The organism is Streptomyces sp. CWNU-52B (genome assembly GCF_047444975.1).
Taxonomy (GTDB): Bacteria; Actinomycetota; Actinomycetes; order Streptomycetales; family Streptomycetaceae; genus Streptomyces.
In genome coordinates, this window is record NZ_JBLFJV010000033.1 from 50,675 (window position 1) to 77,134 (window position 26,460).

At 70.4% G+C, this 26,460-nt stretch carries 22 protein-coding genes and 1 tRNA gene; 14 read left to right on the forward strand and 9 right to left on the reverse strand.

Annotation, left to right across the window (positions count from 1 at the left end):
• Positions 1-11: 11 nt before the first annotated feature.
• Positions 12-1,829, forward strand: a complete 1,818-nt coding sequence (glmS, locus tag ACLVWQ_RS28085; RefSeq protein ID WP_414111994.1) for a glutamine--fructose-6-phosphate transaminase (isomerizing) — start codon at positions 12-14, stop codon at positions 1,827-1,829.
• Positions 1,830-2,273: 444 nt separating this feature from the next.
• Here glmS and ACLVWQ_RS28090 read toward each other — a convergent pair whose 3' ends face one another.
• Positions 2,274-2,798 (reverse strand): universal stress protein, encoded by a 525-nt coding sequence (locus ACLVWQ_RS28090; RefSeq protein WP_414111995.1) that lies wholly within the window; start codon positions 2,796-2,798, stop codon positions 2,274-2,276.
• 390 nt (positions 2,799-3,188) lie between these two features.
• On the opposite strand from ACLVWQ_RS28090, the gene ACLVWQ_RS28095 reads away from it, so the two are divergent.
• The 4 genes from ACLVWQ_RS28095 (at position 3,189) to ACLVWQ_RS28110 (ending at position 6,139) form a co-directional block, all read left to right on the forward strand.
• Positions 3,189-3,551, forward strand: coding sequence for a hypothetical protein (locus ACLVWQ_RS28095; protein WP_414111996.1), 363 nt, complete (start codon positions 3,189-3,191; stop codon positions 3,549-3,551).
• A gap of 377 nt (positions 3,552-3,928) precedes the next feature.
• Entirely contained in the window at positions 3,929-5,191 is a 1,263-nt protein-coding gene (locus tag ACLVWQ_RS28100; RefSeq protein ID WP_414111997.1) for a helix-turn-helix domain-containing protein, read from the forward strand.
• A gap of 175 nt (positions 5,192-5,366) precedes the next feature.
• Positions 5,367-5,969: an oligoribonuclease gene (gene orn, locus ACLVWQ_RS28105; RefSeq protein WP_414111998.1), complete on the forward strand. Its 603-nt coding sequence runs from the start codon at positions 5,367-5,369 to the stop codon at positions 5,967-5,969.
• A 97-nt stretch (positions 5,970-6,066) separates the two neighbouring features.
• A tRNA-His gene (locus tag ACLVWQ_RS28110) sits at positions 6,067-6,139 on the forward strand.
• A 124-nt stretch (positions 6,140-6,263) separates the two neighbouring features.
• On the opposite strand, the gene ACLVWQ_RS28115 is transcribed toward ACLVWQ_RS28110, so the two are convergent.
• A complete protein-coding gene (locus ACLVWQ_RS28115; RefSeq protein WP_414111999.1) occupies positions 6,264-7,319 on the reverse strand; it encodes a LacI family DNA-binding transcriptional regulator in 1,056 nt (351 codons plus the stop codon).
• A gap of 693 nt (positions 7,320-8,012) precedes the next feature.
• On the opposite strand from ACLVWQ_RS28115, the gene ACLVWQ_RS28120 reads away from it, so the two are divergent.
• From ACLVWQ_RS28120 to ACLVWQ_RS28135, 4 genes are all read left to right on the forward strand, one after another.
• Positions 8,013-9,335, forward strand: coding sequence for an ABC transporter substrate-binding protein (locus tag ACLVWQ_RS28120; protein ID WP_414112000.1), 1,323 nt, complete (start codon positions 8,013-8,015; stop codon positions 9,333-9,335).
• Positions 9,332-10,360, forward strand: a complete 1,029-nt coding sequence (locus ACLVWQ_RS28125; protein ID WP_414112001.1) for a carbohydrate ABC transporter permease — start codon at positions 9,332-9,334, stop codon at positions 10,358-10,360. The genes ACLVWQ_RS28120 and ACLVWQ_RS28125 overlap by 4 nt, the downstream gene beginning before the upstream one ends.
• On the forward strand, positions 10,357-11,283 hold the full coding sequence (locus tag ACLVWQ_RS28130) for a carbohydrate ABC transporter permease (RefSeq protein WP_414112002.1): 927 nt from the start codon (positions 10,357-10,359) through the stop codon (positions 11,281-11,283). The genes ACLVWQ_RS28125 and ACLVWQ_RS28130 overlap by 4 nt, the downstream gene beginning before the upstream one ends.
• Positions 11,284-11,542: 259 nt before the next feature.
• Complete coding sequence (locus tag ACLVWQ_RS28135; protein ID WP_414112003.1) at positions 11,543-12,973, forward strand: GH1 family beta-glucosidase; 1,431 nt, start codon at positions 11,543-11,545, stop codon at positions 12,971-12,973.
• A 172-nt stretch (positions 12,974-13,145) separates the two neighbouring features.
• On the opposite strand, the gene ACLVWQ_RS28140 is transcribed toward ACLVWQ_RS28135, so the two are convergent.
• A complete protein-coding gene (locus ACLVWQ_RS28140) occupies positions 13,146-14,705 on the reverse strand; it encodes an ABC transporter substrate-binding protein (protein WP_414112004.1) in 1,560 nt (519 codons plus the stop codon).
• Positions 14,706-15,339: 634 nt separating this feature from the next.
• On the opposite strand from ACLVWQ_RS28140, the gene ACLVWQ_RS28145 reads away from it, so the two are divergent.
• The gene (locus tag ACLVWQ_RS28145) at positions 15,340-15,540 is read left to right on the forward strand and encodes a DUF397 domain-containing protein (RefSeq protein WP_414112017.1); all 201 of its coding nucleotides are present in this window, start codon (positions 15,340-15,342) and stop codon (positions 15,538-15,540) included.
• A 108-nt stretch (positions 15,541-15,648) separates the two neighbouring features.
• Here ACLVWQ_RS28145 and ACLVWQ_RS28150 read toward each other — a convergent pair whose 3' ends face one another.
• The 3 genes from ACLVWQ_RS28150 to ACLVWQ_RS28160 all read right to left on the reverse strand — a co-directional run bounded on the left by ACLVWQ_RS28150 (position 15,649) and on the right by ACLVWQ_RS28160 (position 19,454).
• A complete protein-coding gene (locus ACLVWQ_RS28150; RefSeq protein WP_414112005.1) occupies positions 15,649-17,130 on the reverse strand; it encodes a cellulose binding domain-containing protein in 1,482 nt (493 codons plus the stop codon).
• A 153-nt stretch (positions 17,131-17,283) separates the two neighbouring features.
• Positions 17,284-18,768, reverse strand: coding sequence for a sensor histidine kinase (locus tag ACLVWQ_RS28155; protein WP_414112006.1), 1,485 nt, complete (start codon positions 18,766-18,768; stop codon positions 17,284-17,286).
• Positions 18,765-19,454 (reverse strand): response regulator transcription factor, encoded by a 690-nt coding sequence (locus ACLVWQ_RS28160; RefSeq protein WP_414112007.1) that lies wholly within the window; start codon positions 19,452-19,454, stop codon positions 18,765-18,767. The genes ACLVWQ_RS28155 and ACLVWQ_RS28160 overlap by 4 nt, the downstream gene beginning before the upstream one ends.
• A gap of 119 nt (positions 19,455-19,573) precedes the next feature.
• Here ACLVWQ_RS28160 and ACLVWQ_RS28165 point away from each other — a divergent pair, with 119 nt between their 5' ends.
• The gene (locus ACLVWQ_RS28165) at positions 19,574-20,128 is read left to right on the forward strand and encodes a hypothetical protein (protein ID WP_414112008.1); all 555 of its coding nucleotides are present in this window, start codon (positions 19,574-19,576) and stop codon (positions 20,126-20,128) included.
• A gap of 92 nt (positions 20,129-20,220) precedes the next feature.
• On the opposite strand, the gene ACLVWQ_RS28170 is transcribed toward ACLVWQ_RS28165, so the two are convergent.
• Both ACLVWQ_RS28170 and ACLVWQ_RS28175 read right to left on the reverse strand, forming a co-directional pair.
• A complete protein-coding gene (locus tag ACLVWQ_RS28170; RefSeq protein WP_414112009.1) occupies positions 20,221-21,081 on the reverse strand; it encodes a spermidine synthase in 861 nt (286 codons plus the stop codon).
• A 79-nt stretch (positions 21,082-21,160) separates the two neighbouring features.
• Positions 21,161-21,589 (reverse strand): hypothetical protein, encoded by a 429-nt coding sequence (locus tag ACLVWQ_RS28175; RefSeq protein ID WP_414112018.1) that lies wholly within the window; start codon positions 21,587-21,589, stop codon positions 21,161-21,163.
• 276 nt (positions 21,590-21,865) lie between these two features.
• Between ACLVWQ_RS28175 and ACLVWQ_RS28180 the strand changes: the two genes are divergently transcribed.
• On the forward strand, positions 21,866-23,395 hold the full coding sequence (locus ACLVWQ_RS28180) for a hypothetical protein (protein WP_414112010.1): 1,530 nt from the start codon (positions 21,866-21,868) through the stop codon (positions 23,393-23,395).
• Between the two features lie 87 nt (positions 23,396-23,482).
• Here ACLVWQ_RS28180 and ACLVWQ_RS28185 read toward each other — a convergent pair whose 3' ends face one another.
• A complete protein-coding gene (locus ACLVWQ_RS28185) occupies positions 23,483-24,079 on the reverse strand; it encodes a histidine phosphatase family protein (RefSeq protein WP_414112011.1) in 597 nt (198 codons plus the stop codon).
• A gap of 202 nt (positions 24,080-24,281) precedes the next feature.
• On the opposite strand from ACLVWQ_RS28185, the gene ACLVWQ_RS28190 reads away from it, so the two are divergent.
• Entirely contained in the window at positions 24,282-25,307 is a 1,026-nt protein-coding gene (locus ACLVWQ_RS28190) for a phosphatase PAP2 family protein (RefSeq protein ID WP_414112012.1), read from the forward strand.
• The coding region (locus tag ACLVWQ_RS28195; RefSeq protein WP_414112013.1) for a hypothetical protein at positions 25,231-26,460 on the forward strand (1,230 nt) is incomplete at its 3' end. The genes ACLVWQ_RS28190 and ACLVWQ_RS28195, both read left to right, overlap by 77 nt.

Genomic DNA, 26,460 nt, shown 5'->3' on the forward strand with positions numbered 1-26,460 from the left:
GAACCCTCTGTATGTGCGGAATCGTGGGATACATCGGCAGGCGCGACGTGGCGCCGCTCCTCCTCGAAGGGCTGCAGCGTCTGGAGTACCGCGGCTACGACTCGGCGGGGCTCGTCGTGACGTCGCCGAAGACGGCCGGTCTGAAGATGGTCAAGGCCAAGGGCCGCGTCCGTGACCTGGAGGCCCGCGTCCCCAAGCGTTTCGCCGGCACCACGGGCATCGCCCACACCCGCTGGGCCACCCACGGCGCCCCCTCCGACGAGAACGCCCACCCGCACATGTCGGCCGACAACAAGGTCGCGGTCGTCCACAACGGCATCATCGACAACGCCTCCGACCTGCGCAAGAAGCTGGAGGCGGAGGGCGTCGCGTTCCTCTCGGAGACCGACACCGAGGTCCTCACCCACCTCGTCGCCCGCTCCCAGGCCGAGAAGCTGGAGGACAAGGTCCGCGAGGCCCTGCGGCTCGTCGAGGGCACGTACGGCATCGCCGTGATGCACGCCGACTTCGCCGACCGCATCGTGGTCGCCCGCAACGGCTCCCCGGTCGTCCTCGGCATCGGCGAGAAGGAGATGTTCGTCGCCTCGGACATCGCCGCGCTGGTCACCCACACCCGCCAGATCGTCACGCTCGACGACGGCGAGATGGCGACGCTGAAGGCCGACGACTTCCGTACGTACACCACCGAGGGCACCCGTACGACGGCCGAGCCGACCACCGTGGAGTGGGAGGCCGCCTCGTACGACATGGGCGGCCACGACACGTACATGCACAAGGAGATCCACGAGCAGGCCGAGGCCGTGGACCGGGTGCTGCGCGGCCGGATCGACGACCGGTTCTCGACCGTGCACCTGGGCGGGCTGAACCTGGACGCCCGGGAGGCCCGCAAGATCCGCCGGGTGAAGATCCTCGGCTGCGGCACCTCGTACCACGCGGGCATGATCGGCGCCCAGATGATAGAGGAGCTGGCCCGTATCCCCGCGGACGCCGAGCCCGCCTCGGAGTTCCGCTACCGCAATCCGGTCGTCGACCCCGACACGCTGTACGTGGCGGTGTCCCAGTCCGGTGAGACGTACGACGTGCTGGCCGCCGTGCAGGAGCTGAAGCGCAAGGGCGCCCGGGTCCTCGGCGTCGTGAACGTGGTCGGCTCGGCCATCGCCCGCGAGGCCGACGGCGGGATGTACGTGCACGCCGGGCCCGAGGTGTGCGTGGTCTCCACCAAGTGCTTCACGAACACCACGGTCGCCTTCGCGCTGCTCGCCCTGCACCTGGGCCGCACCCGTGACCTGTCGGTCTCCGACGGCAAGCGGATCATCGAGGGCCTGCGCCGGCTGCCCGCCCAGATCACCGAGATCCTCGACCAGGAGGAGGAGATCAAGAAGCTCGCCGAGGGGTACGCCGAGGCGCGCTCGATGCTCTTCATCGGCCGGGTCCGCGGCTATCCGGTGGCGCGTGAGGCCTCGCTGAAGCTGAAGGAGGTCTCGTACATCCACGCCGAGGCGTACCCCGCCTCGGAGTTGAAGCACGGCCCGCTCGCGCTGATCGAGCCCGCGCTGCCGACGGTCGCGATCGTCCCGGACGACGACCTGCTGGAGAAGAACCGCGCGGCCCTGGAGGAGATCAAGGCGCGCAGCGGCAGGATCCTCGCCGTGGCCCACCGGCACCAGGAGAAGGCCGACCAGACGATCGTCGTCCCGAAGAACGAGGACGAACTGGACCCGATCCTGATGGGCATCCCCCTCCAACTCCTCGCCTACCACACGGCGTTGGCCCTGGGCCGCGACATCGACAAGCCCAGGAACCTCGCCAAGTCGGTGACGGTGGAGTAGAACTCCCGCCAGCCCTCCGCCGGGAACGGCGCCGGCTCTGGCGCAAAACAAAAGGAGGACGGGCCCCCTCGTGTGCCACCAGCCACGGGGGACCCGTCTCGCCGGGGTCGCCCATTACCCCGGCTGGCTGCCGCTGCCCGGTGACCGTCACGCCCCGGCCGGCAGCGCGTCGTGAGAACGACGAAGGACCGTGCCCCCTATATGCCCTTCACAAGTACACGAACACCTATACGCGTGAGTAGGTTTTCGGCTGCACGGAACGCGCCACGAAACGGGCCACCCATGGGCCCACACACGGTCCGCACAAGGGGAGTTGGCCTTCACCCAGCGCTCAGGTGAGGTCCCGGAACACCCGCATCCCTGGACACCTGCATCCCGGACACCCGCGCCCCTGCCCCTACCCCAGACCCGACCCAGACCCTGACCCAGAGCCTGAACACCCCGTCAGGGAATGACGACCACGGGCCGCTTCGCGCGCTTCGCGAGCCGGCCCGCGACCGAGCCGAAGATGCGCCCGACGATGCCGTGGGTCGATCCGACGACGATCGCGTCGGCCTCGTACTCCTGCCCCACCTCTTCGAGCTCGTGGCAGATGTCGCCGCCGCGCTCGACGAGGATCCAGGGAACCTCGGCCAGATAGTCCGCGCAGGCGAGCTCGAGACCGAGCACCTCGGTGCGATGGTCCGGCACGTCGACGAAGACCGGGGGCTCGCAGCCCGCCCACACCGTGGTCGGCAGCCGGTTGGCGACATGCACGATGATCAGGCCGGACCCCAGGCGGGACGCCATGCCGATCGCGTACGCGAGGGCGCGCTCACTGGACGTCGAGCCGTCGAAACCCACGACTACCCCGTGCTTGAAGGCTGGGTCGCAGGACTGGCGTGTCTCTTCCGCCGCCAAGGGCTCGGCCGCCGTGGGGTCGGCGACGGGGCGCTTGCGGTCCGCAGGTTCGAATTCGTGACCGGCCATGGGTGTCTCGGCGTTCGGATCCTCTTGGTGGGTCGACAGGAGCAGCGGAGCTGTGTCCGGGAATCATCTTCCCAACCCCATACCCCCAAGGGTACGGCGGCACGCCTCCTCCGCCCAGATCCCGCTCTCGCCGCGGGAGGGTTCCCCGGAGCATGCCCGAGAGCCCGCCCGTAACGCAATGGTTGCTGCCTCGTACAGGCGATTTACCCAGGCTTCCACCGAACGGGGTAGCGCGACGCCCCTCAGAGGCCCCCGCCCACCCCCAGCGCCCCGCCCCCGACACACACCCCGTCGGAATCCCCCGTGACCGCCCGCTCGAACACGCGTTGAACCGGGATGAGCCACCGCTTCAGGGAAGCGGGGAAGCAGGGAACACAGAAAGGCCCCACCGTGTCCGGACGCCCCTCGACCACCCCCCGCCCCGGTGCCGGCACGGGCACGGGCGCAGGCACCGGCGCCCGCCCCGCGCCGGACGCGACGGTGAGCGAAGTGGTCCGCTGGGCGGCGTTCAGCTGTGTCCTGGTTCCGGTCGTCCTCGTCGGATACGGCGCCTCCCTGGCGGGCGCCGCCGGCACGGCCCTCGGCCTCGCCGCCGTGACCGGCGCCTGCCGCGCGCTGCTGCGCCGGTCCGAACGCGGCGCGGCGCGGCTGCGCGCGGAAGAGCGGACACCGCATCAGGAGTGGCACGGCGGAACCGGGGCAGGCGAGCGTCGACAGGGCCGGTACGTCGGTGGAAATACGCCGGTTGACTGACCGGTTTGCGCGCACGCGCCCGTTGCTTTTCAGCCAACTTCTGTACCCTGTGCACCCCTTGGCCGAACTGGCCCCCAACCCCCGTTCGACCTGCACCGAAAGCGTCCAGTAGGGTGCCCGCACCCTACTGGGACCGGCCACGGGGACGAGGCGCACTTCCCTGTACGGCCCACGAGTGCAACGCTTCGTGATCGAATGCTTCACGCCAAGTTGCCATGTCGACAATCTGCCGAGTGCTGAACTGGCCACCTCGGCACCACGCGACACAGTAGATTCGATCTTGACGTCTTACGGCGGGGGACTCGTGCAGGACCGAGGGGAAACGTGCAGGAGCGACACAACCGAGGAGCCGCGACCACCGAGGGGGGCTTAGCAGGATGAGCCACGACTCCACTGCCGCGCCAGAAGCCGCGGCCCGGAAACTTTCCGGGCGACGCCGCAAGGAGATCGTCGCGGTGCTGCTGTTCAGCGGCGGCCCCATCTTCGAAAGTTCCATACCGCTGTCGGTGTTCGGGATCGACCGCCAGGACGCCGGCGTGCCGCGGTACCGACTACTGGTGTGCGCAGGTGAGGAAGGTCCGCTGCGGACCACGGGGGGCCTGGAACTCACCGCGCCGAACGGGCTGGAGGCGATCTCCCGGGCGGGCACCGTTGTCGTGCCCGCCTGGCGGTCGATCACCTCACCGCCCCCGGAGGAGGCGCTCGACGCACTGCGCCGCGCCCATGAGGAAGGTGCCCGCATAGTCGGGCTGTGCACCGGCGCCTTCGTCCTGGCCGCGGCGGGACTGCTGGACGGCCGTCCCGCGACGACGCACTGGATGTACGCACCGACGCTGGCCAAGCGCTACCCGTCGGTGCACGTCGATCCCCGCGAGCTGTTCGTGGACGACGGCGACGTGCTGACGTCGGCGGGCACCGCGGCCGGGATCGACCTCTGTCTGCACATCGTGCGGACGGACCACGGGAACGAGGCAGCCGGGGCACTGGCCCGCCGACTGGTGGTACCACCCCGGCGCAGTGGCGGCCAGGAGCGCTATCTCGATCGGTCTTTACCGGAGGAGATCGGCGCCGACCCGCTCGCGGAGGTCGTCGCCTGGGCACTGGAGCACCTCCACGAACAGTTCGACGTGGAGACGCTGGCGGCACGCGCGTACATGAGCAGGCGTACGTTCGACCGCCGCTTCCGTTCGCTCACCGGGAGCGCTCCCCTGCAGTGGCTGATCACTCAGCGGGTGCTCCAGGCGCAGCGGCTCCTGGAGACGTCCGACTACTCGGTGGACGAGGTCGCGGGGCGTTGCGGCTTCCGTTCGCCGGTGGCGCTGCGCGGGCACTTCCGCCGCCAGCTCGGCTCCTCACCGGCGGCGTACCGCGCCGCGTACCGGGCGCGCCGCCCGCAGGGTGAGAAGCAGACGGATCCGGACGGCCCGCCACCGCCCGCACCGCCGGTGCTCCAGCCGGAGGCGCCCGTGCCGTTCCAGACCCGTCGTACGGCGGCCGCCCACGCGGTCGGCCCGGCGACGTCGTCCGTGCCCACGGACGCGGGCCGGCCGGACGCGGGACGCATGGACGCGGGACGCACGGGTGCGGAACTGTACGCGGCCGGGCGGCACAGCCTGCCGGGCCAGCGGAGCGCGCCGTAGGCACGCGACGGCGTCGTGCGCCGGCCCCGGACCCCGTTGTGGTCCGGGGCTGGCGCCGTACCGGTCGCGGGCCCGACCGTGGTCACGGCCGCGAGGCGACCGCAGTACGACCGTGATCACGACTGCCGAGGTCCCGGGCCTGCCCGGCGGAGGTGGGGGGCCGTAGGGTGAGGCCATGAACGATCGCATGGTGTGGATCGACTGCGAGATGACCGGTCTCTCGCTGTCGGAGGACGCGCTCATCGAGGTGGCCGCGTTGGTGACCGACTCCGAGCTCAATGTGCTCGGGGAGGGGGTGGACATCGTGATCCGTCCGCCGGACGCCGCGCTGGAGACGATGCCGGAGGTGGTGCGCACCATGCACACCTCCTCGGGGCTCCTCGACGAGCTGGCCGCGGGCACGACCCTGGCGGCCGCGGAGGAGGAGGTCCTCTCCTATATCCGTGAGCACGTCAAGGACCCGGGCAAGGCCCCGCTGTGCGGGAACTCGGTGGGCACCGACCGGGGCTTCCTGCTGCGGGACATGCCGACCCTGGAGGAGTACCTCCACTACCGCATCGTCGACGTCTCCTCCGTGAAGGAACTGGCGCGGCGCTGGTATCCCCGGGCGTACTTCAACAGCCCCGACAAGAACGGCAACCACCGCGCGCTGGCCGACATCCGCGAGTCGATCGCGGAGCTGCGCTACTACCGCGAGGCGGTCTTCGTCCCGCAGCCCGGACCCGACTCGGAGACGGCCCGCGCCATCGCCGCCAAGCACGTCCTGCCCGCACGGTAGCTCCCGCGGTAGCGCCCGCGAGAAAGGCGGGAGCGAGCACCCCTTCGGACCCTGTACACTTTTTCTCGGCCGGTCAGTGCAGCAAATGCCGGTCATGGTGGGTGTAGCTCAGCTGGTAGAGCACCTGGTTGTGGTCCAGGATGCCGCGGGTTCAAGTCCCGTCACTCACCCTGAACGATCGAAGGCCCGACCTGGGAAACCAGGCCGGGCCTTCCTCGTGTCCGGCTCCCGTGGGAACACCACGGGAACAGTGGCGACGCGACGGGAACCCCAGCCACCGCCCCGCGCCCGCGCCTACGACGAGTCCCGCGCCACCAGCTCCGTCGGAAGCACCAGCTGCCGGCGCTCCAGACCCCGGGAGACGGCCGGGCGGCGGTCCGCGATCTCGTCCATCAGCAGGCCGAGCATCGCCCGGCCCATGTCCTCGATCGGCTGGCGCACGCTCGTCAGGGGCGGATCCATGTGGCGGGCGATCGCCGAGTCGTCGTACCCGACGAGGGCCACGTCGTCCGGTATACGGCGGCCCGCCTCGCGCAGCACCTGCCGCGCGCCGGCCGCCATCACGTCCGACCCGGCGAAGACCGCGTCCAGCGTCGGGCAGACGGCGAGCAGCTCCGTCATCGCGCGCCGGCCGCCCTCCTCCGTGAAGTCCCCGGGCACGATGAGACGTTCGTCGACCTCATGGCCCGCGTCGCGCAGCGCGGCGCGGTAGCCGTCGACACGGCGCTGCGCGCCGAACACGTCGAGGCGGCCCGCGAGGTGGGCTATGGTGCGACGACCCCGCGCGATGAGGTGTTCGACGGCGAAACGGCCGCCGCCGAAGTTGTCCGAGTCGACGGACGGCAGCGTCTCGTCCGCCGACCTGCGACCGCTGATCACCGCGGGGATCTCCAGCTGGGACAGCAGATCAGGAAGCGGGTCGTCCGCGTGGACCGAGACCAGCAGAACCCCGTCCACGCGATGGGCCGCCAGGTACTGGGCCAGCCTGCGCCGCTCCCGGTCGCTGCCCGCGAAGATCAGCAGCAGCTGCATCTCGGTCTCGGAGAGCGCCGCGCCCACCCCCCGCAGCATGTCGGAGAAGTACGGCTCGGCGAAGAAGCGGGTCTCGGGCTCGGGGACGACCAGGGCGATGGCGTCGGTGCGGTTGGCCGCGAGGGCACGGGCGGCGGTGTTCGGCACATAGCCCAGTTCCGCGACCGCCGCCTCGACGGCCGCCCGGGTGGCGTCGCTGACCCGCGGGGAGCCGTTGATCACACGGGAAACCGTGCCGCGGCCGACACCGGCGCGCGCGGCGACCTCCTCAAGGGTCGGCCGCCCGCCGCTCCGGCTCCGCGCTCCGTGGACTGCCATGGTCCGCCTCCCGTCCGACACGGTTGACACCGCGTCTGGCCTGGAATCTAACAGCCGCGACCGGGGCCGGGCGGCCGAGGAGAACACCTCGGAGCCACGGCCGCACCCCGCAGGCACCCTGCCACGCGTCGGGCCCCGCGACCGGACGACCGGTCCGGACCCCACTCGGACCTCCGCTTCGGAATCCGCTCGGGCCCCACCCGGGCCCTCGTTCCGGAACCCACTCGGAAACCCGCGCGGACCCCACCGGGAAACCCGCTCAACCCCAGTCCGGGACCCGACCCGGATCCCAGTCCGGGACCCGGTCCGGGATCCGATCCGGAACCCGGTCCTCGACCCGGCCAAGACCTCACTCCGGGGACCGCCCGGGAACCGCCCGGAGGTCACTCGGGGGTCACCCGGGGATCACCCCGAGCCCCTGCCCCGCCCCGCCGAACGCCGCCGAAGACCCGCCCTACCGGTCCCCGACGGCCTTAGCTAACAGCCCGATAACTGAAGACATCAACCGGCGCCCTCTCCCTTGACACCCCCGCGCCGAGCGACGAACCTTCAACACATCACCTGTGGGAGCGCTCCCACAGTACCTGACACATACACATCCCGCACGTTCCCCGCCCGAGCCGCAGCATGAACAAACGGGCCCAACAACGCAGTTGGCCGGGGGGTCGGCACGTCAGGCAACAGGAGGACGACATGCGCACGAGTACCCGCGGATCCCGCAGGCTGATGGCCCTGGCGGCCGTGGCCGCACTGACGACGGGGCTGCTGGCCGGCTGCGCCGAGGACTCGGACGACAGCTCGTCCGACTCGGACGGCGGCAGCGGCGGCGGCAAGACCACGCTGACCATCGGCACCTTCGGTGTCTTCGGTTACAAGCAGGCCGGCCTCTACGACGAGTACATGAAGCAGAACCCCGACATCACGATCAAGGAGAACGTCACCACCCGTACCGACGTCTACTGGCCGAAGACCCTCACCCGTCTGCAGGCCGGTTCCGGTACCGACGACATCCAGGCGATCGAGATCGGCAACGTCGCCGAGGCGGTGCAGACCCAGGCCGACAAGTTCGTCGACCTCGGCAAGGACGTCGACAAGTCCCAGTGGCTGGACTGGAAGACGGCACAGGCCACCACCAAGGACGGCAAGACCATCGGGCTCGGCACCGACATCGGCCCGATGGCGGTCTGCTACCGCAAGGACCTCTTCGAGAAGGCCGGCCTGGAGACGGACCGCACCAAGCTCGCCGCGCAGTGGAAGGGCGACTGGTCCAAGTACGTCGACGTCGGCAAGGACTACATGAAGAAGGCGCCCAAGGGCACCAAGTTCGTGGACTCCGCCTCCTCGATCTACAACGCGGCACTCGGTGGCGAGAGCGAGCGCTACTACGACAAGGACGGCAACGTCATCTGGGACAAGTCCACGGGCGTGAAGAAGGCCTGGGACGCCTCGATGGAGGTGGCCACCAGCGACATGTCGGCGAAGCTGAAGCAGTTCGACAAGCCGTGGGACCAGGCCTTCGCCAACGGCGGCTTCGCCACGGTGGCCTGCCCCGCGTGGATGCTGGGCTACATCCAGGAGAAGTCCGGTGACGCCGGCAAGGGCAACTGGGACGTCGCGGCGGCACCCACCGCGGCCAACTGGGGCGGCTCGTTCATCGGCGTACCCACGGCGGGCAAGCACCAGAAGGAGGCCGTCGCGCTCGCGAAGTGGCTGACCGCCCCCGAACAGCAGGCGAAGGTCTTCGCCAAGCAGGCGAGCTTCCCGTCGACCCCGTCGGCGTACTCGACCCTGAAGCCGCAGGCCGCCACCGAGGCCTTCTTCTCCGACGCGCCGATCACCCAGATCTTCTCCGACTCGGCCAAGACCATCCCGACGCAGATCTTCGGCGTCAAGGACCAGCCGATCGGTACCGCCATCACCGACATCGGCATCCTTCAGGTCGAGCAGAAGGGCAAGACCCCGGACCAGGGCTGGGACGCGGCCGACAAGGAGATCAAGGACGTGCTGGGCCAGTGACCAGCTCCAAGGAGGCTCTCGCGCGATCCGCGTCGAGCGCCGACGCCGCGCCCGGTGACCAGCCGGGCGCGGCGCGCCGCGCTCCCGGTCGCGGTACACCGCCCCCGGGCGCCGACTCCTGGCGCCGTCGGCTGTACCGCTGGGACATGAAGGCGTCGCCGTACGCGTTCATCACCCCCTTCTTCGTCTTCTTCGGTGCCTTCGGGCTCATCCCGCTGCTCTACACGGCCTGGTACTCGCTGCACAACGTGCAGTTGTCCAACCTGGACCAGCAGACCTGGGTGGGCCTGGACAACTACGAGAACCTGCTGTCCTCGGACTTCTTCTGGGGAGCGCTGCAGAACACCCTCACCATCGGTGTGATCTCGACCGTGCCGCAGCTGATCATGGCGATCGGTATCGCGCACCTGCTCAACTACAAGCTGCGCGGCTCGACCGTGTGGCGGGTCGTGATGCTCACCCCGTACGCCACCTCGGTGGCGGCGGCGACCCTGGTGTTCGTGCTGCTGTACTCCTGGGACGGCGGCATGATCAACTGGCTGCTGCACTTCGTCGGGGTCGACCCGGTCAACTGGCGTGAGTCCACCTGGGGTTCGCAGTTCGCCGTCTCCTCGATCGTGATCTGGCGGTGGACCGGTTACAACGCGCTGATCTATCTGGCGGCGATGCAGGCGATCCCCGCCGACCTGTACGAGTCGGCCGCTCTGGACGGCGCGGGCCGCTGGCAGCAGTTCCGCCATGTGACGATCCCGATGCTGCGGCCGACGATCCTGTTCACTGTGGTCGTCTCCACCATCGGCGCGACGCAGCTGTTCGGTGAACCGCTCCTGTTCGGCGGGGTCAGCGGCTCCAAGGGCGGCTCCGAGCACCAGTACCAGACGCTCGGCCTGTACATGTACGACCAGGGCTGGATCATCGGCAACCTCGGCAAGGCGTCCGCGATCGCCTGGACGATGTTCCTGATCCTGCTGATCATCGGCGCGATCAACCTGCTGATCACCCGACGGCTGAGGAAGTCCCAATGACCACAAGTGAACTGACGCCCTCTCAGGTGGAGAGGGACGCGGTGGAGAAGGGCGGCAGGACCGGCGGGGGCGGCTCCGGGCGCCGTCGGCTGCTCGGCGCGGGCAAGCAGCTGCACGCGGGTCCCCTCACGTACGTCGTCCTGTCCGTCTTCGCGCTCGTCTCACTCGCGCCGCTGCTGTGGACGGTGGTGGCGGCCTCGCGCACCAACCAGCGGCTCGCCGAGACACCGCCGCCGCTGTGGATCGGCGGGAACCTCTTCAAGAACCTGCAGTCCGCGTGGGAGGAGGCGGGTCTCGGCACCGCGATGCTCAACAGCACGATCGTCGCCGGGACCATCACCGTCGGCACGGTCCTGTTCTCCACGCTCGCCGGATTCGCCTTCGCCAAGCTGAAGTTCAAGTTCTCCAACGTCCTGCTGCTGCTGACCATCGGCACCATGATGATCCCGCCGCAGCTGGCGGTCGTGCCGCTGTACCTGTGGATGAGCGACCTGGGCTGGTCCAACCAGCTGCAGACGGTCATCCTGCCCACCCTGGTCAGCGCCTTCGGTACGTTCTTCATGCGGCAGTACCTGGTGCAGGCGCTGCCCAACGAGCTGATCGAGGCCGCGCGGGTGGACGGCGCGAGCAGTCTGCGCGTCGTGTGGCACGTGGTCTTCCCGGCGGCGCGCCCCGCGATGGCCGTGCTCGGGCTGCTGACGTTCGTGGCGGCCTGGAACGACTTCCTGTGGCCGATCATCGCGCTCAACCAGCAGAACCCCACGGTGCAGGTCGCCCTCAACTCGCTCGGGACCGGCTACGTCCCCGACCAGGCGGTGATCATGGCAGGCGCGTTCCTCGGCACGCTGCCGCTGCTCATCGCGTTCCTGCTGTTCGGCAGGCAGATCGTGGGCGGGATCATGCAGGGCGCGATCAAGGGCTGACCTGTCACGCCCATGCCCATGCCCGCGCCCGCGCCCGGCGGCACCGTGCCTGCGGGGCCGGGCTGGGTTGGGCCAGGCGAGGTTGGGCCAGGCGGGGTTGGGCCGGGCCACCGTGCCCGGTCGAGGGGGCGGCCGGGCCACCGCAGCCCCGCCCCCTCCTCCCGTCCTCCCCTCTTTACCTCCTTACTCCCTCCCCCTCCCTCCCCTCCGACCCCATATCCCCGGTCTCCTACGACCTTCCTCCCATGGGAGCGCTTCCATGCCTGAGCCCGAAACGCCCGTGACCTTCCCGTCCGCATTCCTGTGGGGCGCGGCGACCTCCGCGTACCAGATCGAGGGGGCGGTACGGGAGGACGGCCGTACGCCCTCGATCTGGGACACCTTCAGCCATACGCCCGGCAAGACCGCCGGCGGCGAGACCGGTGACATCGCCAACGACCACTACCACCGCTATCGCGAGGACGTGGCGATGATGGCGGACCTGGGCCTGGACGCGTACCGCTTCTCGGTGTCCTGGTCCCGCGTGCAGCCGACCGGACGCGGCCCCGCCGTCCAGCGCGGCCTGGACTTCTACCGCCGCCTGGTCGACGAGCTGCTCTCGCACGACATCAAGCCGGCGCTCACCCTCTACCACTGGGACCTCCCCCAGGAGCTGGAGGACGCGGGCGGCTGGCCGGAGCGGGAGACCGCGCTGCGGTTCGCCGAGTACGCGCAGATCGTCGGCGAGGCGCTCGGCGACCGCGTCGAGCAGTGGATCACCCTCAACGAGCCGTGGTGCAGCGCGTTCCTGGGGTACGCCTCCGGTGTGCACGCCCCCGGCCGCACCGACCCGGAGGCGTCCCTGCGGGCGGCGCACCACCTCAACCTGGCGCACGGGCTCGCCACCACGGCCCTGCGTGCCGCGATGCCGGCCCGCAACAGCATCGCGGTGAGCCTCAACACCGCGGTGGTCAGGCCGCTGACCCAGGACCCGGCCGACGTGGCGGCGGCCCGGCGCATCGACGACCTGGCCAGCGGCATCTTCCACGGCCCGATGCTGCACGGCGCGTACCCCGAGACCCTGCTCGCGGCGACGGCCCCGGTGACGGACTGGTCGTACGTGCAGGACGGCGATCTCGCCCTGATCAAGCAGCCGTTGGACGCGCTCGGCCTGAACTACTACACGCCGACGCTGGTGTCGGCGGCGCCGGCGGACGGGTCGGGCCCGCGCGCGGACGGCCACGGCGCGAGCGACGCCTCCCCCTGGCCGGGCGTGGACGACGTGGCCTTCCACCAGACGCCGGGCGAGCGCACCGAGATGGGCTGGACGATCGACCCGTCGGGTCTCCAGGACCTGATCATGCGCTACACCCGTGAGGTACCGGGCCTGCCGCTCTACATCACGGAGAACGGCGCCGCGTACGACGACAAGCCGGACCCCGAGGGCCGCGTGCACGACCCGGAGCGGATCGCGTACCTGCACGGACACCTGCGTGCGGTCCGCCGGGCGATCACCGAGGGCGCGGACGTACGCGGCTACTACCTCTGGTCCCTGATGGACAACTTCGAGTGGGCGTACGGCTACGACAAGCGCTTCGGCGCGGTGTACGTGGACTACACGACCCAGGCGCGCACCCCGAAGTCGAGCGCCCTCTGGTATCGCGAGGCGGCCCGCAACGGGGAGCTGCCGCCGGTGAACGCGGTGGACTAGGAGCTGTCAGGTCCATCACGCGAAGGAAAGCAGGAGAAGCAAGAGAAACAAGGGAAGCCGCGGTGCCTCGTCGGCGCCGGGCTGCGAGCGGGGTACGGCGCCGTGCCGTACCCCGCTTCCTTGCCGCGCTTCGGAGACCGCGTCGCCTCGGACGCTGTCAGGCCGTGCCGAGTCAGACCTTGCTGAGTTCCCAGAACCGGAACACCGTCGAAGCGTCCAGACAGTACTGGTACCCGTCGATGTCGTCGTGAAGGGCCGCGTACTGTTTCGCCTGCCAGATCGGCAGTACAGGAACCTGAGCGGCCACGATGTCCTGAATCCTGGCGAAGTCGTCACTTGCTTTGGTGCGGTTCGTCTCGGTGGCCGAATGCGGAATGAGCGTGCCGGTGATCTCTGGGTTCGAGAAATTGTTGTCCAGTACGTTGCCCTCGCCGAAGAACGGGGCCGTGAAGTTGTCGGCGTCCGGATAGTCCGGCAGCCAGCCCTTCACATAGACACCGTACTTGCCCGCGGCGATGTCCTTCTCGTATTGGTCGAAGGGGACCGACTTGACCTCGGCATCGAAGAGTTCGCTGCTGTTGAGCTGCTCGGCGATGACACGCAGCTCGTGGTCGGTGGCGGGACCGTAACGGGACGGGGTGGACCACAGGGTCAGTTCCACCTTGTCCTTGATCCCGTCGGCGCGCAGCGCCGCTTCGGCGCTGCCCGGGGAAGGCTTTTCTCCATAGACGTCGAAAAACGCCGTGGTATGACCGATGACCCCGGCCGGGACGAGCGAATACAGCGGAATCGCCGTGTCCTGGTACACCTGCTTGATCAGGGCGTCCCGGTCCAGCAGGTAGCTGATGGCCTTGCGGACACCGATCTTCCCGGCCACCGGGTCGTCCATGTTGAAGACCAGATGCTGGACCTCGGCACTGTTGCCCTCGACGATGTCTATACCCGTCCCGAGGCTGTTGTCGGCGAGGTCCTCGGCGAGCAGGCCACGGAAGGCGATGTCGATGCTGTGATCCGTCAGACTCTGTCTCAGTCGGTCCTGGTCGGAGTGGAAGAGTTTCAGTTTGACACCGTCGTTCTTCACCTCGGCGGTGCCTCGGTACTTCTCGTTCGGGGAGAAGACGGCTTCGTCCTTGCTCATCGATGTGAGCTCGTACGGCCCGGAGCCCGAGGCCTGGCCCTGCTCGCGCAGGGTATCGGCCTCGTACTCGCGGTGGTTGACTATGGATCCGGCGCCGGACGCTATCTTGCTGGGAAAAGTGGCGTCAGGGACTTCGAGGTTGAACACCACGGTCTTTTCGTCGGGTGTCTCAACGGAGTCGAGCATGGTGAACATCACGGCCGGCCCGGCCGCGTCATCGATACGGCGCATGCGGTCGAAGGAGAACTTGACGTCCTCGGAGGTGAGCGGATCGCCGTTGCTGAACTCCAGGCCTTCCCTGAGTACGCAACGGTAGACCTTTACCTGAGCGTCCTCGAAGTTGCAGCTCTCCGCAGCCTCGGGCTGTGGATCCGTGCCTCCGTTCGGGAAACTCATCAGGGTCTGAAAAACGTTGTTGAACAGCAGCCATGAACCCGGGTCGTAACCGGAAGCCGGGTCGGTGGACAGGATCTCGTCCGACATCCCGACAGTGATGTCGGGCGCCGCACCCATCAAGTTGCTGCACCCGGTGAGCGAAGTACAGGCGAGTGCGGCAAGAGCGGAATATCCCGCCACTCGATCACGCATGTTCACAGCTGGCTCCTCGATTCTTGCGCGCTGGCGCTCGCATTGCGGAACTTGTCGATACGGGGCGCCCGTCGACACCGGACCGAGCAGGCCGGGGCACAACGGACGCGATGGCGCAGCAGGAACAGAACAGACAAGAGGGCCAGGTGGTCAGCGCTGTCGGGGCGGAGTGAAGCCGGGCCACTGAATCCCGGTCGCGCGCCCCGGCCGGTGCTGCCGCAGGCGGGCCGCGCATGGCTGATCCCTGGCGAATACACAACAACAACCGCGGCATATAGCCACACTGTCGGGATCGCCCGAATATTTCTGGTACGAGGATGCCCCTCCGCCTTGCGACACATCGCGTTTGATGCCACCCGCTGATTCACCGACAGTGACGGGATGACCGCGCTTGAGTTTAGTTGACCATGCCCCCGAAAAGCGAACCAGTGCTGTACACGGAGTGATTTTTCTGAGCATCGCCGCGCGCAAATACCAGTCAATGAAGACGGAGTGCGCGAGGAGGCGGTTTTTGATGGATACACGGCCGGTCAGGCGATATCTCCGCATAGGACCCGGCAACGGCCTAAGTGCCGCGGACTGCTACTGGATTACTTGCCCGCCGAGCAATGATGCCTGGCGATCACCGTGACCCCGGTGAATTCCTGCGTTTCCTGCTCACCCAGGCCTTCACCGAGGCGGCGAAGGCAACTGCGTCGAGTGGGCGGCAGGCACGCCCGTCGGTCGGATCCATCTCCGCCAGAGCGACCGTCCGCACGAGACAACCACCGCCGCGCCGCACGCCCTCGCCGGGCTCCTCGACGCCGTCAGGCGCGGTGTCGTCGGGGGTGGGGCGCGCTGATCCGGGTGGCGGGTGGCGGGTGGCGCCGGAACACGAAGACGCCCCGGCCGGGTGGGGGGAAGTTTCCGGCCGGGGCGTGTCGCCCCCTGGGGTGGTGGTTCGTGGTGGCTAGTCGAACGTGTTGAACGCCTTCGAGAACGCCGACTTCTCCTGGTCGATCGAGCTGCACGTCGCGTCCGCCGTGGGCTTCGGGCCGCCCTCGCACGCCTTGTCGCGGGTGGCGGACCACAGGGAGAGCCAGCCGAGGCCCTTCTCCTTGGCGAAGGCGACGAGCTGCGTGGCGTCGTCGACCTTGAAGATCTCCGTCGCCACGTCGTTGACGCCGATCATCGGGGTGACCGCGACCTTCTGCCAGGCGGCGGAGTCGGAGAGTTCCAGGACTCCCTTGATCTGCGCCTGGGTCGCGGTGGCGGCCTGCTCGGCGTACGTACCCATGTCGTCGCTGTACGCCGGTCCGTAGTCCATCGCCATGATGTTGACCGCGCCGATGTCGACGCCGTTCGCCTTCGCGTCGGCCAGCAGGCTCACCCCGTCCTGGGTGAGGCCCTCGGGCATCACCGGCAGCGTGAACGAGACGTCCAGGCCGGGGTGTTCGCGCTGGAGCTGCGCGATCGCCGTGGCCCTGCGGGTGTTCGCCGCCGTGTCCGGCAGCGCGCCGCCCTCCACGTCGAAGTCGACCTTCGTCAGCTTGTACGTGTCCACGGCCTTGCCGTACGCCGCCGCGAGGTCGTCCGCCGACGAGCAGTTCAGTGCCAGTTCGGAACCGGACGCGCCGCCGAAGGAGACCCGGACGTCGCCTCCCTGGGCCCGCAGCTCGTCGATCTGCGCGGCGACCGCGTCACCGCCGAGGTCCGTCACACCGCCCCACTTGGGCGTGCAGCCGCCGCCGTCCGTGACGAAGGCCAGGTTGTAGTTCTTCACCCCGGTGGCCTCGGCGTTGGCGAGCAGGTCGAAGGCCGGGTAGAGGGAGGTGTCGACGTAGGGCGCGAAGGCCGCGGAGGCCGCGTCCGGTGTGTCGCCGCCGGTGGTCTCGGAGGGCGACGCGGTGGGTGTGGGGGTGGCGGTCGCCGTCTCGGTCTCGGTGGGCTTCGGCTCCTCCGCCGGGGGCGTCGTCGAGGCCGGCGGCTCGGTCGGGCGGCCGGTGGGTTCCGGTGTCGCCGCGCCGTCCGCCGAGCACTTGGCTCCGTCGATGAGACAGCGGGTCGGATCGCCGTCGCCCCGCACCACGAAGCCGACGGTCACCGTCTCCCCCTTGGCGAGCCCGTCCTTGTCCCAGGACGGGGGTGTCACGGTGACGTGCCCGTCGCTCACCTTCGACTCGGCGTTCCACAGCGAACTGAGCTTCGCGCCCGACGGCAGGTCGAACTCCAGCTTCCAGTCCGTCTTCGCGTCGGCACTGTCGTTCGTCACGACGTACTGCGCGGTGTAACCCGTCGACCAGTCGCTGGTCATGGTGTACGCGGCACCGACACCCGCCGCCTGCGCCGTGCCGGAGAACACGAGGGCTCCGCCACCGACCACGGCCGCGGCGACCACGCCGCCTATCGCCTTGTTCCTGCCACTGGCCATACGCCGCCGGTGCGTGCTCATCGCGTGCCTGCCTTCGCTGCTCACGGGTCCCATCAGGTCCTCGACCTCCCGTGGACCTGATGGGACCGAGGTGGGGGGTGCGACAGCACGCTAGCGGTCCGGATTCGGGCAAAACTCCTGATCCGGGCGGGGCTCGGCGACCTTATGGTGCGCTTAAGGAAGGGATCGGGAGCGGTTAAAGGTCGGCAGCGAACGCGCGGGCCTGCGCCGTCGCACCGACCCCCGGTGTCCGCGCCGCTCCGGCTCACGTCCGTCGAGCTGGATCCAGATCCTGACCTCGGTGCCGCCCAGCACGGAACGCCCGATCCGCACGTCCCCGCCGGTCGCCTCCGCGAGCCGGCTCACGATGTCCAGCCCGAGCCCGGTCGAACCGTCGGTGCCCGATCCCCGGCCGCGGGCCATCGCCGCCGCCGGGTCGGCTATCCCCGGACCCGCGTCCGAGACGAGGACGATCACCGCGTCCTCGCCGTTGTGCACGTCGACCGCGAAGGCGGTGCCCTCGGCCGTGTGCCGGAACACGTTCCCGAGCAGCGCGTCGAGCGCGGCCACGAGATCGGTGCGGGCCACGGGTATCCGTACGGGCCTGTCGACCCCGGCCACGCGCACCTTGCGGCCCTCGTCCTCGGCGAGCGCCGACCAGAAGTCCATGCGCTCCCTGACGACCTCGGCCGCGTCGCACCCGACCCCGGCGCCGATCGCGGCGGTCTGCGGTTTGGCGTCGCGGGCGGTGCGGATGATCGTGTCGACCTCGCGCTCCAGCTGGGCGACCGCCGCCCGGGTCTGCTCGGCGGCCGGACCGTCACCGAGCGAGGCCGCGTTCAGCCGCAGGACCGTCAACGGCGTACGCAGCCGGTGCGAGAGGTCGGCCGCCAGCTCCCTCTCGTTCGCCAGCAGTTGGACGACCTGGTCGGCCATGGAGTTGAAGGCGACCGCGGCGAGCCGCAGTTCGGTCGGGCCCTCCTCGGGCACGCGGACCCCCAGCTTCCCCTTCCCCAGCTCGTGCGCGCTCTCCACCAGGCGCTGCGCGGGCTGCACCATCCGCACCCCGAGCCGGTCGGCCACCGCGACCGAGCCGACGATGAGCGCGACACCGACCCCGGCGAGGACGGCCCAGGCCGTGCCCAGTCCGTTGGTGACCTCCGCCTCGGGGACGTACACCTCGACGACCGCGATGTCGCCCGAGCTGAGCGCGACGGGCTGCAACAGCGTGGAGCCGCCGACCACTTCGGTGGTGGAGGCCCGGCCCAGCTTCCGGGTCGCGGCGATGTCCTTGTCCGCGGCACGCTGCCGCCCGAGGTCCACCGCCCGCTGCTCTCCACCGGCACCGGCGACGGCATCGACACCGGCGGTGGCACCGGCATCCACACCCGCTTTCGCACCCGCACCCGCACCGGTGGAGCTCGCGGGGATGTGTACGGCCATCCCCGCGTCCGAGCCCGCGGAGGCGACGACCCGCTCCAACTCGGCCCGGTCGGTGGTGATCGAGAGCGCGGGGGCGATGGCCGCCGCCTCCCGCTCGGCGTTCGAGAACGCCCGGTCCCTCGCCATCTCCCTGATCACCAGGCCGAGCGGCACCGCGAAGGCCACGACGACCATCGTGGTGACGGCCACACAGACCTTGACCAGCGCCCACCTCATCGCGGCGGCTCCAGCTTCACACCGACCCCGCGCAGGGTGTGCAGATAGCGCGGCCGGGCCGCCGTCTCGCCCAGCTTCCGCCGCAGCCACGACAGATGGACGTCTATGGTCTGGTCGTCCCCGTAGGACTGCTGCCACACCTCGGCGAGCAGTTCCTTGCGCGCCACGACGACCCCGGGCCGCCCGGCGAGGAAGGCCAGCAGGTCGAACTCGCGGCGGGTCAGATCCAGTCGTACGCCGTCCAGTTCGGCCTGGCGGCGCAGCGGGTCGATGGCGAGGCCGCCGACCCTGAGCTGCGGTGAGGGCGGGGGCTCACCGGCCGAGGAGCGCGCGCGGCGCAGCACCGCCGCCATCCGGGCCGACAGGTGCTCGACCGAGAACGGCTTGGTCAGGTAGTCGTCCGCGCCGTCGTTCAACAGCCGGACGATCTCCGTCTCGTCGTCCCTCGCGGTCGCCACGATCACGGGCACGTCGGTGATGCCGCGCAGCATCTTCAGCGCCTCCGACCCGTCCAGGTCGGGCAGGCCGAGATCCAGGATCACGACGTCGAAGCGGAAATGAGCGACCTCGCGCAGCGCCTCCAGGGCCGTACCGACACTGCGCACCGTGTGCGCGGCCTCGGTCAGATGCCGGATGAGGGCGGAGCGTACGAACTGGTCGTCCTCGACCACGAGCACACTTGCCATGGCCCGCACCGTACGCCATCCGGGAGGGCCCGGTCCGGGCCTGTGGACAACCTCCCACGACCGCCCGGACGGTACGCGCGGGGGACACGCACGGGGCCGGTGGGGCAGGATGGCCCGCGATGCGCAGAGGACTCGTACACGTACTGGCTTGGTCGCTCGCCACGGGCGCGGCGGTCACGCTGTCGTGGTGGGGTGTCCACACGGTCATGACGGGGACGGCCTACGATCCGCCGCGGGCGCTGCCGATCACGGCGGACGGGACCGTGCAGGGGACGAAGCCGCTGTCCTCCGCGACGAGCCGGCCCCCGTCCGGGCCCGAGTCCGAGACCGGCTCCGAACCCACGCCGTCGAAGAGCCCTACGCCGAAGGCCAGTCGCTCGCCCTCGGTCACGCCGTCACCGTCGCCGTCCCACTCGGAGCCGTCGAGTCCCGCGCCGAGCGCGGGCGTCTCCGGCGAGGTGAAGAGCTACGACACGAAGGGGGGCCGGGTCGTCTTCGACCTCGGCACGTCGTCGGCGTCCCTGGTGTCCGCGACGCCCGCGTCCGGGTGGTCCATGCAGGTGTGGAAGACCGAGACGTGGATCCGGGTGGACTTCTCCTCGGGGGCGGACCGGGTGTCGGTGTTCTGTACGTGGCACGACTCCGCTCCGCGGGTCGAGATCAACGAGTACTGAGCGCCACGGGGGTTCGGCTCGGGTGTGTGCTCGTTCGCTGGGCCGCACGATGTCACAGCCCCGTGTCCCTCACGGGGCGCCAGGACGGCCCCCTACCTGAACACCGATGGCGGGGGTGCGGGTGACGCCACCGCTGCGGCGTCCGTCACCGGGATCGCTCCACCGGTGAAGTCCCGCAGGGCCCTGCCGTGTTCGACTCTTGCCGGGTGCGGGTCGGAGGCCGCTCGGCGGGTCAGTTCCGCGACGGGCAGTGGCTGGTCCGAGGCGACCAGGACGGCGTTGCCGAAGCGTTTGCCGCGCAGGACCGTCGGGTCGGCGACGAGGGCGAGTTCGGGGAAGACGCCCGCGGCGGTGGCGATCTGGCCGCGCAGATGCGCCAGGGGCGGGCCGTCGGCGAGGTTGGCGGCGTACAGCCCACCGGCCTTGACGACCCTGCGTACCTCGGTGAGGAACTCGCCCGACGTCAGATGCGCGGGCGTACGCGCCCCGCTGAACACATCCGCGACGACCAGGTCCGCCCAGCCGTCCGGCACCTTGGCGAGCCCCTCGCGCGCGTCCACGGACCGCACCCGGATCCGCGCGTTCGGGTCCAACGGCAGTTCGCGTCGCACCAGTCGGACGAGTGCCGCGTCCCGTTCGACGACCTGCTGGGTGGAGCGGGGGCGGGTCGCGGCCACGTACCGGGCGAGGGTGAGGGCGCCGCCGCCGAGGTGCACGGCCTGCACGGGTCTGCCGGGCGGGGCGACGAGGTCGATGACGTGCCCGAGGCGGCGTTGGTACTCGAAGCTCAGATACGCCGGATCGTCGAGGTCGACGTGGGACTGCGGGGCCCCGTCGATGAGCAGCGTCCAGGCCCGCGCCCGCTCCCGGTCGGGCATCAGCTCGGCGAGCCCGCCGTCGACACTCTCCACGACGGCCGCACTCACCACACGCCGACTCTTGCCTCTGGCCATCTCCCCATTATGGGCCGCACGCCAGATCCCAGCTCAGCGAAAGCGCCCCGTCAGAGGCGCGGGGCTGTGCCATCGGCCCTCAACGGCAGTTGTCCGCGGCCGCGATCAGCCGCGCGGCCTCCCCCAGCGCCGCCCGCAGCACCGCGGGATCCGTGGACAGTTCCGCCTCCCCCTCGCCGGGCGGAAGCAGCCAGTCCGACCCCTCGACGGGCGGCTCGGGCGCCGGCCGGACCCCCTGCCCCTCGGTCCGCGTACACGTACTGCCCGGCACGTCCCAGGCGGACGCCGTGCCCGGCGGCACCAGAAACCCGAGGGTGGCGCAGTTGTCGTCGTGCAGCACGGGCCCGACCGCCTCGGTGGGAGCGCCCCGCCTCAGGATGTCGACGGCCTCCAGCCCCTGCCGGGCGGGCACGGTGACGAGATCGCAGGGATCCTCGGAACCTTCCCCGCACTCACCGCCGGACGGCTCCGGCGGCGGACAGACCTCGATGCCCTGCCTGGTCTCCATCCTGGCCTCCACCACGGAACCCCTCCTCGATCGAGCACACCACATGGTTCAACGCCTCACGGCGTCAACGGCTACGGCGGAACCCGGCCGCAAAGGATGGCAGTTCATGGCAGATCAGGTATGAGATATCCGTTTTGTAGCCAAACACTGTGTGGCGACCTCGTCACAGCGGGTACGTTCATGCCCGCCGGAATCACGGGTGCGGCCCGATCGACGACCTGGTCGACTCGCGCCGGTTCCGGCATGGTTCGACGGTTCGCGAGAGAGGGCCCGGCCATGGCGTCGTCACCGATGACCTCGTCGTCCCAGTCACCTCGGCCACCGAGGCCGAATCTTCCCTTCCGGCGCCTGCGCGGACAGCGCTCGCCGGGCGAGTTCGCGGCGGCGGTGCGGCGGGCCGCCCGCGAGATCGACGAGCGCGTCAGCTGTGACGCGCGCTACATCGGGCGGGTCGAGGCGGGCGAGATCCGCTGTCCCAACTACGCGTACGAACGGGTGTTCCTGCACATGTTCCCCGGCCGGACACTGACCGACCTGGGGTTCGTCCCCCGATCGGCGGTACGTGGCCGGGGGGCGCGCACCACCGAGGAGGCGCCCGCACCGCACACCACGCGCCCGCCGTCCGTCCAGCGTGAGACGGACGAGGCGTCCGAGCCGTATGCAACGACAGACGGCACTCACGATCCGCACGCCCCGCACGACCCTCAGCACAAGCACGCGAACACACCCACGCCCACGCACAAGCACACGCATGAGATCGACGATCAGACCCCCGAGGAGAGCGACGTGCGACGTCGCGCATTCATGAGCGGCGGTACCGCCACGGTGGCAGCCGTCTCACTGGGCCCCTTCGGGCTCGCCTTCGGCGGCACGGCCGAGGCCGCGCCGCGTTCCGTGCGCCGGGCCGGCGAGGCCGAGGCCGGCGCGCTGGAGGACGCCGTCCGCAGGATCCGGCTGCTGGACGACCGGCACGGCGCCGACGGGCTGCACCGCAGGGCGGCGGCTCCGCTGCGGGCCGCGTACGCCCTGCTGGACGCCGGCGCGGCGCGGCAGACGACCACCCGGCGGCTGCACACGGGCGCCGGCGAGCTGGCCATCTCGGTGGGCTGGCTGGCGCACGACTCGGGCCGTTTCGACGACGCCCGCTCCCACTACGCCGAGGCGCTCGCGACGGCCCGGGTGGCCGAGGACCCGGCCCTGGAGGCGCATGCCTTCTGCAACACGTCCTTCCTGGCCCGGGACGCGGGCCGGCCGCGCGAGGCGGTCCGCGCGGCCCAGGCGGCGCAGTTCGCGGCGCGGCCCCTGGGCTCGGCCCGGCTGCTGTCGCTGCTCGCGCTGCGCGAGGCGGGCGGCTGGGCGGGGCTCGCCGACCGCACGGGCTGCGAACAGGCGCTGAACCGGGCGCAGGCCCTGTACGGGCGCGGCCCCTGTGACGCCGATCCGGAGTGGATGAGCTTCTACGGGGACGCCGAACTGGCGGGTCTGGAGGCCCAGTGCTGGTCGACGCTCGGCGACTGGCAGCGCGCGGCCCACCAGGCGCGCAGGGCGACCAGGCTCCAGGACCCGCACTTCACCCGCAACCTCGCGCTCTACACCGCCGAGCTCGCCGACGACCTGGCCCGCGCGGGGCACCCCGACGAGGCCGCCGTGGCCGGGCTGCGCGTCCTGGACCTGCTGGACCAGGTCCAGTCGTCCCGGGTGCAGACGATGCTGGCGGGCACGGCCAGGGTGCTGCTGCCGCACCGCCGCGCGTCGGAGGTGTCGGACTTCCTGGACCGGCACGAGGCACTCCCCCGCCCGGCCTGACGGACCTGCGGACCTGCGGACCTGACAGGGAACCGAAAAGCAGCGAACAGCGCGCCACGCGGTGCGCTGTACTCGGTGCTCGGTGCGCTACGCGGTCAGATGGCCGCAGTCGTTCCACGTCTCGATCGCGGGCTCTCCGTAGGCCCAGCCCAGGACCGAGAGGGACGTGGGGTTGAGGCGCACGCGGGCCGCGAAACCCAGGTCCAGGCCGAGCCAGCGGGCGCCGATCGAACGCAGGATGTGCCCGTGCGCGAAGACCAGCACGTCACGCTCCTCGGAACGCACCCATTCGACCACCTCGTCCGCGCGCGCGGAGACCTCGGCGAGGGTCTCGCCCCGGGGTACGCCGTCCCGCCAGATCAGCCAGTCGGGTCGGTCGGCGCGGATCTCCGCGGGGGTCAGGCCCTCGTACGCGCCGTAGTCCCACTCCATGAGCGCGTCCCAGGGGGTCGCCCGGTCGCCGAAACCGGCCAGCTCGCACGTCTCACGCGCGCGTACCAGTGGGCTCGTACGGACCTCCACTCCGGAGAGCCCGTTCAGCGGCGCGCGGCGCAGCCGCTCACCGAGCAGTGCGGCACCCCGTCTACCCTCGTCCAGGAGAGGGACGTCGGTCCTGCCGGTGTGCTTGCCGGACAGCGACCATTGCGTCTGTCCGTGCCGAGCCAGCAGGATGCGCGGTGCCATGAAAGAGGCCTTCCGGGAAGATAGCGGTGAGCCGCAGGAGAACAAGGGATGATCACTCCATCATCGCTCACGTGCGCGAGGAGCAACCCGGTGGGCGATCTCAGCGTCTTGGTACACCAGAAGCGCCCCCACAGGGGAAGCGCACAGACCGTACATTGGTCCGCGGCACTGCGGGCGGGGGAGCAGGAGGGGGAGGGATCGGATGCTGCGGACCGAGTCACCAAGCACGGAGGCACCACCACGGACCCGCCTCCGCTGGTGGACCGAATTGCCCCTGATCCTTCTCGTGTACGGGGCCTACTCCGCGGGACGGCTCCTCGCGCGCGGGAACGTGACCACCGCCGTCGACCACGGCCTGGGGATCCTGCGGGTCGAGAAGTTCTTCTTCCTCAACGCCGAACACCCGCTGAACCGCCTGTTCACCCGTGAGCCCTGGCTCGGCATCCCGGCGGACTTCTGGTACGCGTCGCTGCACTACATGGTCACGCCCGCCGTCCTGATCTGGCTGTTCCGGTCCCGCGCGGTGCGCTACAGGGCCGCCAGGACCTGGCTGATGACGTCCACGTTCCTGGGTCTGATCGGCTTCACCCTGCTGCCGACCTGCCCGCCGCGGCTGCTGTCGGCGAGCCACGGATTCGTCGACACGATGGCCCAGTACAGCGACTACGGCTGGTGGGGCGGCGAGGCGAGCGCGCCCCGCGGACTCGGCAGCATGACGAACCAGTACGCGGCGATGCCTAGCCTGCACTGCGGCTGGGCCCTGTGGTGCGGTGTGATGCTCTGGATGTACGGCGGCACGCGGCTCACCAAGATCGCGGCGGTCCTCTATCCGCTGATCACCACGATCGTGGTGATGGGCACCGCCAACCACTACTTCCTCGACGCGGTCGCCGGCTTCGTCGTGATGGGCGCCGGATTCCTGCTCACCCGGCCGGTGCTGCGGCTCGCGGACACGGTCCGGGCGCGGTACGGGATCAAGCCCTTCGCACGGTTCGCCGGAAACCCCGCGGCCGTGGGCCCCGCAACCGGGAGCCCCACGAGCGGGGGCCCCACAGCCGCCTCGCGCGGCACAGGTTCCTCAATTGTCAGTGCGGGGTGCCAGACTTCGCCGGGTGAACTTCCCCGACAGCGCAAGGTCCCAGCCACCCCGGGTGCCACCGGCCCGGGAGCCGAACCGGAAGGCAGTCCCGCCGACGCAGGGGACGAGACTCCGGCAGCGGCTCGCTGAGCTGCGCGGGGCGTCCGTCCCGCCGCAGCCGCTGGACGCGCGCGCCCTCGCGGCCCTCGCCGCCAACCCCGGCTGCCGGCGGCGCGCGATCCTCGACGGGGCGGGCGTGAACAAGGCGGTGCTGGCGAGCGCGCTCGGCTCGCCTTCGGCCTTCGGGCAGTCACAGTTCGCGTTCATGCGGGGCAATGCCTTCGAGGCACGGGTCAAGGCCGACGGCGGCGCGGAGCTGCTGCGGCTCGTGCACGAGAAGCTGGACGCGGCAGCCGAGCCGCCCGCCGCGGGTACCGTGCCCGACCTCACCGCCGTCGGCCCCGAGGGACGCACGGCGCGTACGGCCCTGGCCCTGCGCGAGGCCACCGCGGCGGGGACCTGGACGCTGCTCGACCACCCGTTGCTCGCGCTGGAGGTGGCGGGCTCCCCCGCCTTCCTGGAGCCGGACGCGGTGGTCGTGCACCCCGACGGGAGCTGGACGGTCGTCGAGATCAAGTCCTTCCCGATGCTGGACGGTTCGGCGGACGCCGCCAAGGTCGGCGCGGCGGCCCGCCAGTCCGCCGTGTACGTACTGGCCCTGGAGCAGGTCGCGGGCCGTCTGGACCCCGCGCCCGAGGTCCGGCAGACCGTGCTGCTGGTCTGCCCGAAGGACTTCTCCAACCTGCCCACCGCGTCGGCGGTGGACGTCCGCAAGCAGCGCTCGGTGACCCGCCGCCAGCTGGAGCGGCTCACCCGTGTCGAGGACATCGCCGACGCGCTCCCCGAGGGCACGTGTTTCGCCCCCGACCTGCCCGCCGCCGAGCTGACGGCCGCGGTGGAGTCGGTCCCGGCGGCGTACGCCCCCGAGTGCCTCTCCGCCTGCGAACTCGCCTTCCACTGCCGCGGCCACGCCCGCGCGCAGGGCGCGGTGACCGCGCTCGGCCGCTCGCTCCGCGCCGAACTCGGCGGCCTGACCTCGGTCGACGACGTCCTGTCGGCGGCCCGGGGCACATCGGGCGACCCCACGGACCCGACGGTCAAAACCCTCCGCAGAGCAGCAGAACTCCGAACAGAGGCCCTACGCACACCAGGCCCCGCAAGGGGCGCGGGGAACGGCGCGACCAGCCCCCACCCACCCGCAGACGACACCCGGCGCCCCGCGGACCTCCAAACAAAAACCCCG